The 14,290-nt window shown below is 64.2% G+C and carries 16 protein-coding genes and 2 tRNA genes; 14 read left to right on the top strand and 4 right to left on the bottom strand.

All coding sequences use genetic code 11. The annotated features are described in order from the left end of the window. Positions 1–408: 408 nt before the first annotated feature. The 3 genes from BN1119_RS21055 to BN1119_RS15205 all read left to right on the top strand — a co-directional run bounded on the left by BN1119_RS21055 (position 409) and on the right by BN1119_RS15205 (position 1,002). Positions 409–531, top strand: a complete 123-nt coding sequence (locus BN1119_RS21055; protein WP_280136492.1) for a hypothetical protein — start codon at positions 409–411, stop codon at positions 529–531. A gap of 15 nt (positions 532–546) precedes the next feature. After that, positions 547–669, top strand: a complete 123-nt coding sequence (locus BN1119_RS21060) for a hypothetical protein (RefSeq protein WP_280136493.1) — start codon at positions 547–549, stop codon at positions 667–669. A 120-nt stretch (positions 670–789) separates the two neighbouring features. After that, positions 790–1,002: a hypothetical protein gene (locus BN1119_RS15205; RefSeq protein WP_041999804.1), complete on the top strand. Its 213-nt coding sequence runs from the start codon at positions 790–792 to the stop codon at positions 1,000–1,002. Between the two features lie 63 nt (positions 1,003–1,065). Here the strand turns inward: BN1119_RS15205 and BN1119_RS15210 are convergent, their stop codons facing one another. Beyond that, on the bottom strand, positions 1,066–4,503 hold the full coding sequence (locus BN1119_RS15210; RefSeq protein WP_041999807.1) for a hybrid sensor histidine kinase/response regulator: 3,438 nt from the start codon (positions 4,501–4,503) through the stop codon (positions 1,066–1,068). A gap of 252 nt (positions 4,504–4,755) precedes the next feature. Here BN1119_RS15210 and BN1119_RS15215 point away from each other — a divergent pair. Continuing rightward, positions 4,756–4,831, top strand: a tRNA-Gly gene (locus tag BN1119_RS15215). Between the two features lie 58 nt (positions 4,832–4,889). Beyond that, positions 4,890–4,963: transfer RNA gene (locus BN1119_RS15220), tRNA-Cys, on the top strand. 97 nt (positions 4,964–5,060) lie between these two features. Here the strand turns inward: BN1119_RS15220 and BN1119_RS15225 are convergent. Then, positions 5,061–5,345, bottom strand: coding sequence for a hypothetical protein (locus BN1119_RS15225; protein ID WP_041999810.1), 285 nt, complete (start codon positions 5,343–5,345; stop codon positions 5,061–5,063). A 209-nt stretch (positions 5,346–5,554) separates the two neighbouring features. Between BN1119_RS15225 and BN1119_RS15230 the strand changes: the two genes are divergently transcribed. The 9 genes from BN1119_RS15230 (at position 5,555) to BN1119_RS15270 (ending at position 12,315) form a co-directional block, all read left to right on the top strand. Continuing rightward, positions 5,555–5,755: a YbfA family protein gene (locus tag BN1119_RS15230; RefSeq protein ID WP_041999813.1), complete on the top strand. Its 201-nt coding sequence runs from the start codon at positions 5,555–5,557 to the stop codon at positions 5,753–5,755. Between the two features lie 246 nt (positions 5,756–6,001). Then, positions 6,002–6,259 (top strand): BufA1 family periplasmic bufferin-type metallophore, encoded by a 258-nt coding sequence (locus BN1119_RS15235; protein WP_041999815.1) that lies wholly within the window; start codon positions 6,002–6,004, stop codon positions 6,257–6,259. 59 nt (positions 6,260–6,318) lie between these two features. Further along, positions 6,319–7,161, top strand: a complete 843-nt coding sequence (gene bufB / locus BN1119_RS15240) for an MNIO family bufferin maturase (protein ID WP_041999818.1) — start codon at positions 6,319–6,321, stop codon at positions 7,159–7,161. Beyond that, positions 7,154–8,017, top strand: a complete 864-nt coding sequence (locus BN1119_RS15245; protein WP_084205503.1) for an HvfC/BufC N-terminal domain-containing protein — start codon at positions 7,154–7,156, stop codon at positions 8,015–8,017. The genes bufB and BN1119_RS15245 overlap by 8 nt, the downstream gene beginning before the upstream one ends. After that, on the top strand, positions 8,014–8,463 hold the full coding sequence (locus tag BN1119_RS15250) for a DoxX family protein (RefSeq protein WP_041999821.1): 450 nt from the start codon (positions 8,014–8,016) through the stop codon (positions 8,461–8,463). The genes BN1119_RS15245 and BN1119_RS15250 overlap by 4 nt, the downstream gene beginning before the upstream one ends. A 69-nt stretch (positions 8,464–8,532) precedes the next feature. Continuing rightward, positions 8,533–8,997, top strand: a complete 465-nt coding sequence (locus BN1119_RS15255) for a GNAT family N-acetyltransferase (RefSeq protein ID WP_041999824.1) — start codon at positions 8,533–8,535, stop codon at positions 8,995–8,997. Positions 8,998–9,208: 211 nt separating this feature from the next. Continuing rightward, positions 9,209–10,504 carry a methyl-accepting chemotaxis protein gene (locus tag BN1119_RS21065; protein WP_041999827.1) on the top strand — a complete coding sequence of 432 codons (1,296 nt, stop codon included), beginning with the start codon at positions 9,209–9,211 and terminating at the stop codon, positions 10,502–10,504. A 95-nt stretch (positions 10,505–10,599) separates the two neighbouring features. Beyond that, a complete protein-coding gene (locus BN1119_RS15265) occupies positions 10,600–11,601 on the top strand; it encodes a D-2-hydroxyacid dehydrogenase family protein (RefSeq protein ID WP_041999830.1) in 1,002 nt (333 codons plus the stop codon). Between the two features lie 156 nt (positions 11,602–11,757). Next, the gene (locus BN1119_RS15270) at positions 11,758–12,315 is read left to right on the top strand and encodes a DUF3332 domain-containing protein (protein WP_041999833.1); all 558 of its coding nucleotides are present in this window, start codon (positions 11,758–11,760) and stop codon (positions 12,313–12,315) included. Positions 12,316–12,430: 115 nt separating this feature from the next. Here the strand turns inward: BN1119_RS15270 and BN1119_RS15275 are convergent, their stop codons facing one another. After that, positions 12,431–13,504, bottom strand: a complete 1,074-nt coding sequence (locus tag BN1119_RS15275) for an FUSC family protein (RefSeq protein WP_041999836.1) — start codon at positions 13,502–13,504, stop codon at positions 12,431–12,433. Positions 13,505–13,563: 59 nt separating this feature from the next. Beyond that, on the bottom strand, positions 13,564–14,290 hold a 727-nt coding region (gene mobB, locus BN1119_RS15280), incomplete at its 5' end, for a molybdopterin-guanine dinucleotide biosynthesis protein B (RefSeq protein WP_041999840.1).

The raw sequence follows: 14,290 nt of genomic DNA on the forward strand, positions 1-14,290 counted from the left end.
TAACAAGAAAGAAACATTCAATCGTCACGTCGATATCGTAAAAATCCTCCCTTCGACGTCAATATCGTCAAATAATGAATTTATCCATTCATTATCAATGCATTAGGTTAATTGTTTTCGCGTAAAAAGCGCAGTGAAGGCATAGGATCTTGACGATAATGTGACGGATATCCGTACGGTTTTTCCTCGTTCACGGGATCTTCATTTTGTCTGGGAACAAACCCTGTGAGTTCCTGTTCTCTGGCGAGCCGTGATGGCGTGCGAGGCGCTTCCTCTTCCGTCTCCGGTGGCGGGCGATGACGGCGGCGTGCCAGCCGGTGCGGCGCCGACCGTCAAGGGCTTGCCAGCAAAGGGAGGGGGGTGAGGGCAAGCGCGCCGCCGCAGATGGCGCAGCGGGTATGAAAGCCATTGCCGACGCTGAAGCTGATGGTAGGCAAGGCGCAGCACGGCGGTGCCAAGCTCCTGATGGTGGGCAAGGTGCAGCACGGCGGTGCCAAGGTCCTGATGGTGAGCAGGATCATGGCGCGGTAACGGGTATGACAGCCATTGCCGACGCTGAAGCTGATGGTAGGCAAGGCGCAGCACGGCGGTGCCAAGCTCCTGATGGTGGGCAAGGTGCAGCACGGCGGTGCCAAGGTCCTGATGGTGGGCAGGATCATGGCGCGGTAATGGGTATGACAGCCATTGCCGACGCTGAAGCTGAAACTGATGGTGGGCAAGGTGCAGCACGGCGGAGCCAAGGTCCTGATGGTGAGCAGGATCAGGGCGCGGTAACGGGTATGACAGTCATTGCCGACGCTGAAGCTGAAACTGATGGTGGGCAAGGCGCAGCACGGCGGTGCCAAGGTCCTGATGGTGGGCAGGATCATGGCGCGGCCTGGGCGTCGATTGCCATGGCTGGGCGACAACGAGGCTGCGGCAAGGGGAAGGCTGGGCTGGCAGGCCAATTGGGCCACCACCGTGGGCCTGATGCACCGCACCTCACCGAAGGGGCCTGGATAAGGGAGCCTGGTGGAGAGGAGGGCAGGGCCGGGGCGGCGTGGCAGGAGCCGCCCCGGCTCGGGATCACCCCTTGCGGTGGGCGAGCTGGCGCAGCAGCTGGGCGCTCTGGCTCAGACTCTGGCGCTGGGCCTCGCTGAGTGGGCATTGTTTGAGCACGTACTCGGCTGTGGCGATCACCGTCTTCCAGCGGGGCGCCTTGGGCAGGGTATCCAGGCTCAGATACTTGTCCAGGGTGCGGGTCTGGGGACTGGATCTGTCCATGTAGACGCGCCACAGCTTGCTCTTCTCGGCCAGCACTATCTTGCCCTTGCCCGTGCTCTGCTGCCAGGCATCGAGGGCGAGGCGCATGGTATCGACCAGGGCGTGGCGCAGGGGATCCTCATCCTGCTGGCGGATCAGGTTGTCGGCCAGGGAGCGGAACTCGCCCCCGAGCCGGCTCAGCTCACCGAGCAGGTGATCGTCTTCAATGATGGCCTGACGGGACAGACTCTTGAGGGCGTTCTCCAGGGCGGTGATCCTGTATTCATCCGGCGCTATCTGATTGCAGATGAGGGCGTAGGCATGACGGTCGTTGAGGCGGATGGGCAGGGCCCGCACCAGGGTCGATTCGCTCTGGCCGGCCACGCAGAATCCCAGGCTCTGTTCGGTGCGGCTTGCCATGTCCGGCCACTGCTCGGCCAGGGGCTGGCTGAGCCACTCGTCCAGCGCCAGTCCCTCCATGGCCTCGGGCTCCTGGCCCAGGCGGGTGGCCAGGGCGCGGCTGGCAAACAGCACCACTCCCTGCTCGTCGATGAAGGCCATGGCATCCCCTCCCTCGCTGATGAGGGCGAGCAGCCGCTGCTGATCCTGGCGCAGGCTCTCCTGCAGGCTCAGCCTGTGCTCTATCTCCTGCTTGAGCAGACGGTTCTCCACCAGGGTGGCCCGTCCCTGTCTCGCCTCGAGCAGGGCCCGTACCCGGGCGAACAGCTCCTCCTTGCAGAAGGGTTTGACCAGATAGTCGTTGGCGCCGGCATTGAACCCCTCCTCTATCTCCTTGGGTTGATTGAGGGCGGTGAGCAGCAGCACAGGCAGCTGATCCTTGGGGCTCTGCTGGCGCAGGCGCCGGCAGACATCGAACCCCGACAGGGTGGGCATCATGACATCGAGCAGCACCAGATCCACCGGCTCGCTCGCCAGCTTGGCCAGGGCGTCGTGGCCGTCGCTGCTCGGCAGTATGCGATAGCCGCAGGGCTGCAGGAGGTGGCGCAGTATGTGCAAATTGATGGGCTCATCATCCACCACCAGCAGCAAGGGGGCCCCGGGAGGGGGGGGCGGCAGATCTTCGCTCTCCCATTCGGGCAGGCTCAGGGGCACGTGGCGCACCAGGGCCAGCTCCTTGGGGCGAGGCTCGCCGGGGGCGGGCAGGGCATCCTGATGGGAAAGGGGCAGGCAGACGCTGAAGGTGGAGCCGACGCTGGGCTCGCTCTGCACCGTCAGCCTGCCCCCCATCAGCTCGACCAGCTGGCGGGTGATGGAGAGGCCCAGGCCGGCCCCCTGCTTGCCAGCCTCGTGGCTCATCTGCACCAGGGGCTCGAAGATGTGCTCCAGGTTGTCCGGCGCTATGCCGATGCCGGTATCCGTCACCTTGAGCCAGAGTCCCTGCGCATCCTGGCTGGCGCTCAGCACCACCTTGCCCTGGGGAGTGTACTTGATGGCGTTGCCCACCAGGTTGTAGAGCACCTGTTCGAGCCGCTGTTCGTCCGCCAGCACGGGGGGCAGCTCGTCCGGGGTGATGTCCACCAGGGTCAGCGGCTTGGCCTGCACCAGGTGCTGGCAGAGATCCAGCACCAGCCGCACCACCCCCTTGGGGTTGACCGGGCGGGAGTGGATCTCCAGCTGGCCGTAGCGCATCTGATGGTAATCGAGCAGATCGTCCACCAGGCGCGCCAGGCCGTCGGCACTCTTGATGATGAGGCCGAGCTGTTGCTGCTGGCCGTCGGTCAGCTGCTGGCGACTTGCCAGCATGGCCTCCGCCATTCCCTTGATGCCATGGATGGGGGTGCGCAGCTCATGGGAGGTGTTGGCCAGCAGCTCATCCTTGAGCTTGTCCGCCTGTTGCAGGCTGAGGTTCTGCTTGTGGGTCAGCTTCACCTGCTGTTGCAGCTCCAGGGTCTGACGCTCGATCAGCTCTATCTTCTCCTTCACCGAGCGCTGCATGTGGCGAAACGCCTGGGCGAGGCGGTCTATGTCATCTTCGGTGCGGGGGATGGCGATGGGGTGATCCAGGGCACCATCGGCCACCTGCTCGGCGGCGGCGGTGAGGGAGCGCAGGGGGGCCGTGATGGAGTTGGAGAGCCAGCGGGAGAAGAGGATCAACAGCACCAGGGAGCTCAGCCCCAGCAGCAGGGAGAGGGTCTCCAGCTTGCGAATGGGATCATAGGCCTCCCGGGTCGAGATCTCGGCGATGAAGGCCCATTCGGTGTCGAATACCTTGACCTGGGTGTAGGCGGCCAGCACCTCGTCCCGTTGGTAAGATTCGAACAGGCCCACACCCTGCTCCCCGGAGAGCGCCTTGAGGATCAGCGGGGTCTCGGGGGGACGAAAATCGGGGGAGAAGCTCTTCTCCACGCTGAAATCCGGCGCCAGCCAGGCATCGGCGCGCATCCGCTTGTCCGGGCCGATCAGGATGGTTTCGCCTGTCTCTCCCAATCCTTCCCGCTCCCCCATGATCTCGTTGAGCTTGTCCGGGCGCAGCTCGAAGATGACCACACCGCGCACATAGTCATATTGCATCACAGGAGTGGCGAGGTAGGCGACCACTTCGCCGGTCAGCTCGTTGCGGCCAAAGTCGGTGAACTCGAAGATCTGCTGGGGCGCCTCGCCGCTGTCGAGACGGCGTTTGATGCGGGTGAAGGTGTGGCCAAGGCCGCTGCCCTGGTAGGGGCCCGACAGCAGGTTGGTGGCGAAGTTGGCGCGCTTGGTGACCGAGTAGACCACATCGCCGTTGATGTCGATGAGGAAGATGTCGCTGTAGTTGGACTTGCGCACCATGTCGGCATAGCCGCGGTGAAAACGCTGATGAACCCGGCCATACATCTCGTCCGCCAGTATGAGGGCGCTGATGGCGGGTTCTATGTCTGCGTTCTGGCTGTCGGGCTTGCGCAGCTGATCCCAGGATCCCGTGATATAGCGTTGCTGGGCGCGCTGACGGGCGGCCTGGGGCGTGGTGCCCAATTTTTCGAAGGCGCCGGTGAAGCCGTAGAAGCGGCCTATGCTGTTGCCGGCAAAGTCCTGCTGGGAGAAGGCGAGGATCTGGGCCTTGAGGTTGGCGAAGTAGTCTTCCAGCTGACTCTTCTTGATGTTGCGCACCGACACCAGGTGATTGGAGGTCTGGGCGGTGAGGTCCTTGCCATGGGTATGAAGAAAGAAGAGGGCGACCACCAGAAAGGGCACCATGCCCAGCATAAAAAACGCCAGCATCAGTTGGGTCTTGAGTCCGCGCGCCTTGAAGATCCATTTCATCGTGAACAGTTCATTCAATTGAGAAGCCAGTTAGTAACCACGGCAGTCTCGGGCCAAAGAGTAGTCATTTCAATGGCTTTATCCAAATTTCGCCTGCGGGGTCACAGGGGACGCACTTTTTTTACGCAAAGCGAATAAAGCCTGAGCAAACGGTGGGAGAGAGGGGGAAAAGCCGCAAAAAAGGGTTGTGCTGCGTCTCGGGGTACGTATAATGCGCCTCGTTGTCAGGCAAGACCGGACAGCATGGTTCAGGCGGGAATAGCTCAGTTGGTAGAGCACGACCTTGCCAAGGTCGGGGTCGCGAGTTCGAGTCTCGTTTCCCGCTCCAAATTATCTCATCGACACCAAGGATGAGATGTCAATTCAAGGGTTGCCCTTGACCGTGTGGCGCGTTAGCAAAGCGGTTATGCAGCGGATTGCAAATCCGTTTAGTCCGGTTCGACTCCGGAACGTGCCTCCATCTTCTTCCTCTTTTTTCCCTGCTTCCAAAAACAAAGACGATTTATTGTCATCCCCTTGCGATCTCTGCAAGAAGTTCCCTTTTGCCCTCTCCCTCGTTATCCCTGCTCCAGCAAGAATTCACACCCGAGCGTCTGCCATTTGCCGGCCAGATAGCGTTGCAATGATTCCGCTTCCTGCTGCGGCATGGACGACGCTGGCATCCGTCTCTCCTCCAGTTCGGCCATCTGCTGCCTGAGCAGGCCACATTGCCACAGGCTGACGCTGGGTACCCCCTTGTCAGCGAAGGTTATCCTGTCATCGAGATTGCCGCGCCACTCCTGCCATTCGCCATGGGCCAGGAGGGCGAGCAGCACCAGGATCACCAGGTTGCCCACCTTCATGCGTCATACCTCCCTGCCGTCTCTATGCTAACTCTGGTCAAGGGATCCGGCCTTGACAAGTCGTGTTGTATTTTCGTTAAAAAACGTAATTTATACTCATGTTTAGCCTTGGATGGAGATGGTTGACCATGAAAGGGAAAATGGTGTAGTAATCCAACAACGTTTGGCGTAAACTTTGTTCAGTGGTCTTACCAGTGAGGCGTTCCATCATGTTTCATCCCTTCTCCCTGATACACATCCTTGTGCGTCGTACCCTGGTGCTCCTGGTCGGCGTGTTGGCGTTTCCCGTCATGCTGTTTCGTCGCGATCGGGCCCGTTTTTACAGTTATCTGCACCGGGTCTGGTGCAAGACCAGCACCAAACCCGTCTGGCTGAAGATGAGCGAGCGGGGCGAGCGCATCTTCTACTGACTCCGGTAGAAGAGGGCGACGCGCAAACGACAAAGCGAAAAAAGGCAGCATGGGCTGCCTTTTTTTATTTCTTTTTTTCATGTTTAAAAACAGCGGATTAGCGTGACTTCCTCGGGCGCAGAGCAAGGGGCTTGCCCTTGAGAAGGGGCCGGACTGAAAGCGTTGTGGCCCGGGGCCGGTTCTATAGAGTGATCCGCGCCGCGGTTCATCCACCCGTCGACCTCTCTATTGATAAGGAAGCTGAACATGAAGATATCGATCGCTCACGCCTGTGCCATGACAGGCCTGCTGGCCCTGGGTAGCCAGTTTATGGCCGCACCCGCCCAGGCGGCCGAGGAGAAAGAGAAGTGCTATGGCGTCGTCAAGGCGGGCCAGAATGATTGCGCGACCAAGACCAGCTCCTGCGCCGGTACCGCCAAGACGGATGCCGCAGGGGACGCCTTCGTGGTCATGCCCAAGGGGCTGTGCGAAAAACTCGCCGGTGGCAGCCTGCAGCCGAAGTGAGCACTCATGGGGTGGCGCCGTCATGACGCCACCCCATGGGTCAGATGAGGAGAGAAACCATGCACAGCGCCATCGGCATCGGTCTGCGCCCGCCCCATTATGAGATCATGCTGGCGACCCGGCCCGCCGTCGGCTGGCTCGAGGTTCACAGCGAGAACTATTTCGAGCCCCACGGTCGCGCCTTCGCCGTCTTGGCGGCCCTGGCCGAACATTACCCCGTCAGTCTGCACGGCATCGGCATGTCACTGGGGTCAAGTGATCCCCTCGATCCTGGCCATCTGGCCCGGCTGCGCGCCCTGGTGGCCTGCGTCAAGCCGGTGAGGGTCTCGGAGCACCTGAGCTGGGGCAGCGTGGATGGCCGTTACTTCAATGATCTCCTGCCCATGCCCTACACCCGGGCCGCCTTGGCCAGGATGAGCGACAAGGTGAGGCGGGTGCAGGATCTGCTGGGCTGCGAGCTGCTGATCGAGAATCCCTCCTCCTACCTGCAATTTGAGGGGGAGATGCCGGAGTGGGAATTTCTGGCCCGGCTGCAGCAAGAGAGTGGTTGCGGCATCCTGCTCGACCTCAACAACCTTCATGTCAGTGCCTTCAACCAGGGCTTCTCCTGCGCCGACTATCTGGCCGCCATCGATCTGGCGACGGTCAAGGAGATCCATCTGGCCGGCTTTACCGACAAGGTGCTCCCCGAAGGGCACCTCTATATCGACACCCACAGCTGCCCCGTGGCCGACCCCGTCTGGGCCCTCTATCGCACCCTCTGTGCCTGGGGCCCCCGGCCGACCCTGATCGAATGGGACAGCGAGATCCCGGCCCTGCCCGTGCTTATCGCCGAGGCGGACAAGGCCAGCCTCATCCTGGAAGCGGCCCTGGCCGAGGGGAAGGAGCCGAGCCATGTCTGACTCCCTGGACCATGAGCCGGATTTGCTCGGCCTGCAGCGGGCGTTTGCCGCCAGCCAGCTGGGGATCTCCGATGAGGTCGCCGCCCGGGTGATGCCGGGCCGCTTCACGGCCGAGGCCCTGCTGCAGCTCTATCGCAACAACTTCATCCTCAGTCTCACCGAGGTGCTGGCCGCGACCTATGGCGCGACCCGTGCCATGGTCGGGGAGGCATTCTTCGATGCCGCCGTCCGCGGCTTCATCCTGGCCGCTCCCCTCCAGGAGGGGAACGTCATGGGTTATGGCGCCGGGTTTGCAGACTGGCTTCGCGGGTTGCCGACCACGGCGCACCTGCCCTGGTTGCCCGAACTGGCGATGTTCGAGTGGCAATTGGAGCGCTCCGCCCTGCTGCCGCCCGAGACGCGGCGCTGGCCGGCACAGGCGCTGGCGGCCCTGGCCCCTGAGGCCTGGGGGCGGGTGCGACTCCTGCTGGCCGACAACCTGACCCTGCTCCATTGCCGCGCCGATGTGGTCGGGCTGTGGCGCATGGCGCTGGCGCAAGGGGATCCCCCCGCGGATCCCGATGCCCCCTGCTGGCTCGCCCTGCAAAAACAGCCGGATTTCAGCGTGGTGCCCCTGCCCCTGGAAGAGGGACACTATCGGCTGCTGCATGCCTGCCAGCGGGGGGTGAACCTGGCCTCCCTCGACGATGAGCCCGAGCTGGCAACCCTGCTGCCAGCCCTGGTGAGACGGGGATTGCTGGTGGGGTTTTCACAAGATGGGGATGAGCCCGCCGCTGGGCCATCTGCCCCCATGCCATTGGTCGAGACTGGGCCCGGTCATGCCGGGGTCGCCGACACACAAGGAGAGAGTCGATGAGAGCATGGATCGCACGGGGCCAGCAACTGGCCGAACGTTGGCAAGGGACTCTGGCGGGGGCGGTGCTGCTGCTGGCCAGGCTCTGGGTCGCCGTCATCTTCCTGAGAGCCGGCTGGCTCAAGTTCACGGCCTGGGACAGCACCCTCTATCTGTTCGAGTTCGAGTATCAGGTGCCCCTGCTGCCCTGGTTGTGGGCGGCCTATCTGGGCACGGCGACCGAGCTGCTGCTGCCGCTCTTCCTGCTGGCAGGTCTGTTTACCCGGCCCGCCGCCCTGCTGTTGTTCGGCTTCAACGCCATGGCGGTCATCTCCTATCCCACCCTCTGGGCCGGGGGCTTTTATGATCACCAGCTGTGGGGCTGGATGCTGCTGACCCTGGTGGTGTGGGGCGCAGGCCCCCTGGCGCTGGACAGCTGGCGCCTTGCCAGGGGGCGTGGCGGCCATTAAGGTGGGAGCCAAATGAAGGGGCCCTGGCGCCCCTCTTGTCATCATGGTGATGCACCCAAGGAGAGAGGCATGATGGTTCGCGAGGCCCTGGCCGCCGATATTCCAGCCCTGACGGATCTGCGCATGGCGCTGTTTTTCGAGCTGGGGGAGCTGGCGCAACCGGATGCCGATCCCGCCCTCAGACAGGCGACGCAGGCCTATTTCATCCAGGCGCAGCAAGAGGGCAGCGCCCGCACCTGGCTGGTGGAAGAGGGGGGCGAACCGGTGGCGTGCGCCACTCTTGCCCTCTTCGTGCGGCCACCCTATCCGGGCAATCTGGCGGGGCGGGAGGGATATCTGCTCAACCTCTACACCCGGCCGGCGTGGCGCAAGCGCGGCATGGCGAGGGCTCTGCTCCATGCCATGGTGACCCATGCCAGGGAACAGCAGCTGGGCAAGCTGTGGCTCCATGCCAGCGAGCAGGGGCGAGCACTGTACGAAACATTCGGTTTTTCGGGTAACCCGGCCTGCCTGGAGTGCTCCCTAACCCCCTGATGCCGACGCCGGTTTTTCACCCTGATCCCGACGCCGGCTTTTCACCCTGATCCCGACGGGATCCTGCCTCGTACTGACGCTCTTGGCGACACAGCCGCTTTTCTATACACTGCGCGCCCGCCCCTTCACAGAGCTCTGACCACCGAGTCTGGGCCGTCAGGATCACTGGGGGCTGGGTGCCACTCCGGACCGTCAACGAGGTAGAAGCATCATGTTCAATCACAAACTCAAGGGACAGCTGCAGGCTTGTCAGACCCGGCTCGATGAGGCGCAGAGCATAGTCGAGGCTATCCAGGGGGGCGCCGCGACCATCCTCTTCAGTCCGGACGGGGAGATCCTGGAGGCGAGCCCCTCCTTCCTGGCGCTCATGGGGTATGGCACAGGCGAACTGCCGGGGCGCCACCACAGCCTGCTTTGTCCCAGAGGGATGGACAAGCCTGGCGACGAGCAGCAGTTCTGGCGCCGCCTCGCCCAGGGGCAGCCCCAGTCCGGTATCTTCGAGCGGGTCAACCAGCGAGGGGAGACCCGCTGGCTCGAGGCAAGCTATTTCCCGGTGCAGCAGCAGGGCAGGGTGGCCCGGGTACTCAAGATTGCCCGCGACGTGACGGCGCGCCATCAGCGGCTGCAACGGCTGGAGGCGCTGGCCCAGGCACTGGACTGCTCTCAGGCGATCATCGAGTTCACCCCGGGCGGCGAGATCCTCGATGCCAATGCCAACTTCCTGGACACCATGGGCTATCGGTTGAGCGAGCTGGTGGGCAAGCATCACAGGATCTTCTGCGACGAGGCCTTTTGGCGCGAACAGCCCCACTTCTGGGAGGAGCTGGCCCGGGGCCAGTTCAAGTCCGGTCTCTTCATGCGCTACAACAGCCGGGGGGACGCCATCTGGCTGGAGGCCACCTACAACCCGATCCGGGATGAGGGCGGCAAGGTGGTCAGGGTGGTGAAATTCGCCAGCGACATCACGGCCCGCATTCATCAGAGCCATGCCACCCGGGAAGCGGCCCGGCTCGCCCACAGCACGGCACAGGAGACACTGCACAGTGCAGAGGAGGGGGCCGGGTTGCTGCGCGCCGTGGTCGATACCTCCTCTCTCATCGCCACCCGGGTGGATGAGACCAGCGCCCTCATCGCTCAGCTCAACGAGCAGTCCAGGAGCATAGAGGCCATCGTTTCGACCATCAGTGCCATCGCCGATCAGACCAACCTGCTGGCCCTCAACGCCGCCATCGAGGCGGCCCGGGCCGGGGAGCAGGGGCGGGGCTTTGCGGTGGTGGCCGACGAGGTGCGCCAGCTGGCGGCCCGCACCAGCCTCTCCACCGACGAGATAGCCAGGGTGGTGCAGAAGAACCGGGAGCTGACCGCCAGGGTGACCGAGGACATGGCCGGGGTGGCGGGCAGCGCCGAGCTCGGCAAGCAGCAGATAGCCGGCGTGGACAGGTTGATGACAGAGATCCGCCAGGAGGCGAGCCGGGTCTCCCAGACGGTGTCCGCCCTCTCCCTCTGAGCGCGGTCGTGGCGCCCTGGCTGAAATGTCGCCAGATGGATATGATGCCGGTCACTGACCGGCATTTTTATGGGGGAGGCACCCCGGGAGCAGGGATGAAGATAGCCATACTGGACGATTACCAGGAAGCCAGCCGGACGCTGGCCTGTTTTGACAAGCTGGCGGGTCACGAGGTGACCCTGTTTCGGACCCCGGCCGCGAGCCGGACCGAGCTGGTGGAGCGGCTGCGCCCGTTCGAGGCCCTGGTGCTGATCCGCGAGCGCACCCGGATCGATGAGCGCCTGCTCGCCCGGTTGCCCCGGCTGCGACTGGTCAGCCAGACCGGCAAGGTGAGCCAGCATCTGGATCTCGCCGCCTGCAGCCGCCACGGCGTGCTGGTGGTGGAGGGAAGCGGATCCCCCGTGGCGCCGAGCGAGCTCTGCTGGGCTCTGATCCTGGCGGCGAGCCGGCACCTGCCCGCCTATTGGCATGGGCTCAGGCAGGGGCAGTGGCAGCAGAGCGGCCCCCTGGGCCTGGGGCGCTCCCTGTCGGGGCTGACCCTGGGCATCTGGGGGTTTGGCAAGATAGGGCGCAAGGTGGCCGCCTTCGGCCAGGCCTTTGGCATGAGGGTGCTGGTATGGGGCAGCGAGGCGTCCCGGGAGGCGGCAGAGGGGGCGGGCTATCTCGCCGCCCCCTGTCGGGAGGCGCTGTTTGGGCAGAGCGATGTGCTCAGCCTGCATCTGCGCCTGTGCGACCAGACCCGCCACTGCGTGGGACACACCGAGCTGGCGCTGATGAAGCCAGATGCCTTGCTGGTCAACATCAGCCGGGCCGAGCTGCTGGCCCCCGGCGCCTTGCTGGCGGCCCTTTCGGCCGGGCGACCCGGCTTTGCCGCCCTGGACGTGTTCGAGCAGGAGCCCCTGGGCCGGGATCCCCTGCTCGCCATGGCCAACGTGATAGCGACCCCGCACCTGGGCTATGTCACCCGGGACAGTTATGAGTGCTATCTGGGACAGGCGTTTGACAACCTGCTCGCCTTTGCCGCCGGGGCCCCGGTCAACATGGTGAACCCTTCATGCGGCTGGGAGGGGCGCGTGCAGGAGCCCCCCTCGGCGTGATGCCCCGCGGCTATCTCACGGCCCGTGGCGATTATCTGCGCGATCGCGCCGCCAAGCTGAATCACGGCTGTACTGGCCAGACCTTGCCGATTGTTGCCCGGCCCACCCTTGATTAGGCTGTGCCCCTCCTTTTTCAATATGGTGTAAGTAATTGACATGGCACGACTGATGGGCAAGAAGGCGGCGCTGGCGCTGCTGCTGGCGACGGGCACTCTTGGGCTAGGTGGCTGCATGGGGCAGATGGGGCTCTCCGCCATGGTGACCCAGGCCAACCTCAAGGTGGTGGATAACAGGTATGGTCGCGCCGGTGTCTTCGTGCTGCTCTCTCCCGTCTATGGCCTGGCGGCCACCGCGGATCTCTTCGTGGTCAACACCATAGAGTTCTGGTCCGGCAAGAACCCGGTGACCGGCAAGTCCCCGGCGCTGGTGGATCACAAGGCCGATGCGGTGCTCAAGGTCAACCCGCACCTTGATCCTGCACTCAACAAGGTGCCCCTGGCCATGCTGCCCCAGGGAGTACGCGAGGTGGAGGTGCACTATCCGGATGAGCATACGGCGCAGATGGAGATCCACTACCAGGATGGCAGTCAGGGCACCATGCGCGGCGAGCGTCGTGGCGAGGTGGTGGATCTCTACTATCAGGGGCGTCTGGTCTCGACCCTGAGCCAGGATCAGCTGGCCGCCATGAGCCGGGCCGGCTCCGCGACCGGTTGAGGGCCGCGCCCGGGCGAACCAGGGGGAAGTGCGACTTGCCCTCGTCAGACAGGCCCCGCTTCGGCGGGGCCTTTTCATGGGCGTTCGGACGACCCCATGGTCGAGACTGGGGCGCTCATGGGCGCGCCGAGGGCGCATGGTAGGGTTGCAGCACCAGCCCCAGCAGACGATGGAGATGCACTATCTGCTCGGTGAGCTGCAGATTGAGCCAGAGATAGCCGCTGATGGTCGCCTCGTCATCGGCCCCCGGGCGCACTTCGGCCTGTACCTGGGCGGCCGCTTCCTGCAGGCGACTGATGGCCTCGTCGGCGGCCGTGGCATCGCCGCTGTGGAGCATGAGGGCGAGCTCGGTGAGCACGGCCTCCGTGGCCTGCTGGCAGGCGCGAAGCCCCGGGTGGCTCTGCATCAGGAAGTGGCTCTGGCGATCGCGCCAATAGGTGTTGGCCAGCATCTCCAGGGTGCAGAAGGTGTTGCGCATCGTGGTCTGGACGGCCTCGAACAGGGTGCTGTTGAGACGGGTCTCCTTGACGGCGGGCGCCAGCAGGGGCCGCAGGCTCACTATTCTGGCGAGCAGGCGGGCATGGCTCTGAGTGAGCCTGGGACGCTCCAGCATGTTGGGGGAGAGGTGGGTGTGATAGATGCGCTGGGCCTGCAGCAGGCTGTCGTGCATCTGCATGCGCCAGTGGGTATAGGCCCGCTGGGGATAGATGCTGCAACACAGCAGGGCCAGCATGGATCCCAGGATGACGTCGCCGCTGCGCCAGAGCGCCATCTCTATGTCCCCCGGTCTGGCCCCCATGGTCACCGCGAGAGTGATACCGATGAGCAGCCCTGCATAGGGGCGTTTGCCCAGCGCCAGATAGCCGCACAGAAACATGATGGCACTGCACCAGGCAAGCATCAGGGGCAGGGCATAGAGCTCCAGATAGAGGGCCACCACGCCACAGGCTGCGCCAAAGATGGTGCCCACCACCCGTTGCAGGGCGCGGGAGAGCACGTTGCCCCAGAACGAGATGGGGCCCATCACCACCACCAGGGTGATGAGAGGCCAGGTGCTTTCCGGCAGCTTGAGCTCCCGGGTCAGCAGGAAGGTGAGGGTGAAGGCCAGGGCAATGCGCAGGCCGTGTACCAGACGGTAGCGACCATAGATCAGCAGATCGAAGCGGGAGAGCGGTGTGTTCAGGCGCAAGGGCGTCGTCTCATGTCAGGTTGATCTTCTCGTGTCGCCGCACCGACGGGCAGTCGCCGTCACGGCAACCCCCCCGGCAAGGGGTGGATCCGGACCCGCTCGCCGGGGGAGATGGCCGTTCGGGCAGGGAGCTCGATCAGGCAGTTGGCCGGGAGCAGGGCAGAAGGCATGAAACCACTTGCCGGGCGGACCTGCAAGTGCCCGTCGGCATCCTGGCTGAGGTAGCCGGGCAGGCAGGCCTCCCGCGCCGGATTGGGGATCGCCTCAAGGGCCCGGGCGAGCAGGCGCAGCGGTGGCACAGGGGACGGGTCATGGGCATCCTGCCGGGGCAGTCTGGCGCAGACGAAGTCGGCGATGGCGTCCAGCTCGTCGAAGGCGAACCGGGGCAGGGTCGTGGCCTGGGGGGCGTCGCTCACCAGGGCGATGATGTCGGGGTCATGGGGGAAGAGCAGGGGCCTGCCGAGGGCGGCGCGATGAAGCTCCACCTTGGGAAAGCGCCTGTGCTTGAACCCCTCGACCAGCAGCAGATCCAGGGCACTGGCATCGAAGCGGGCCAGCAGCGCCTCGAAGGGGGGCTCACCGTCGGGCGTCTCCTGGATCAGGGCGTGACGCAGGCTGGAGGCCGCCATTACCTGGGCGGCCCCCGCCTGGCGAAGGCGGTGGCTGTCCTTGCCGGGCTGGTCGATGTCAAAGGCGTGGTGGGTGTGCTTGAGCACCCCGAGGCGCAGGCCGCGCGCCACCAGACGCGGGATGAGGCACTCCAGCAGGGTGGTCTTGCCGGTGCCG

The sequence above is a fragment of the Aeromonas bivalvium genome, from assembly GCF_000819765.1.
In the GTDB taxonomy this organism is placed as follows: domain Bacteria; phylum Pseudomonadota; class Gammaproteobacteria; order Enterobacterales; family Aeromonadaceae; genus Aeromonas; species Aeromonas bivalvium.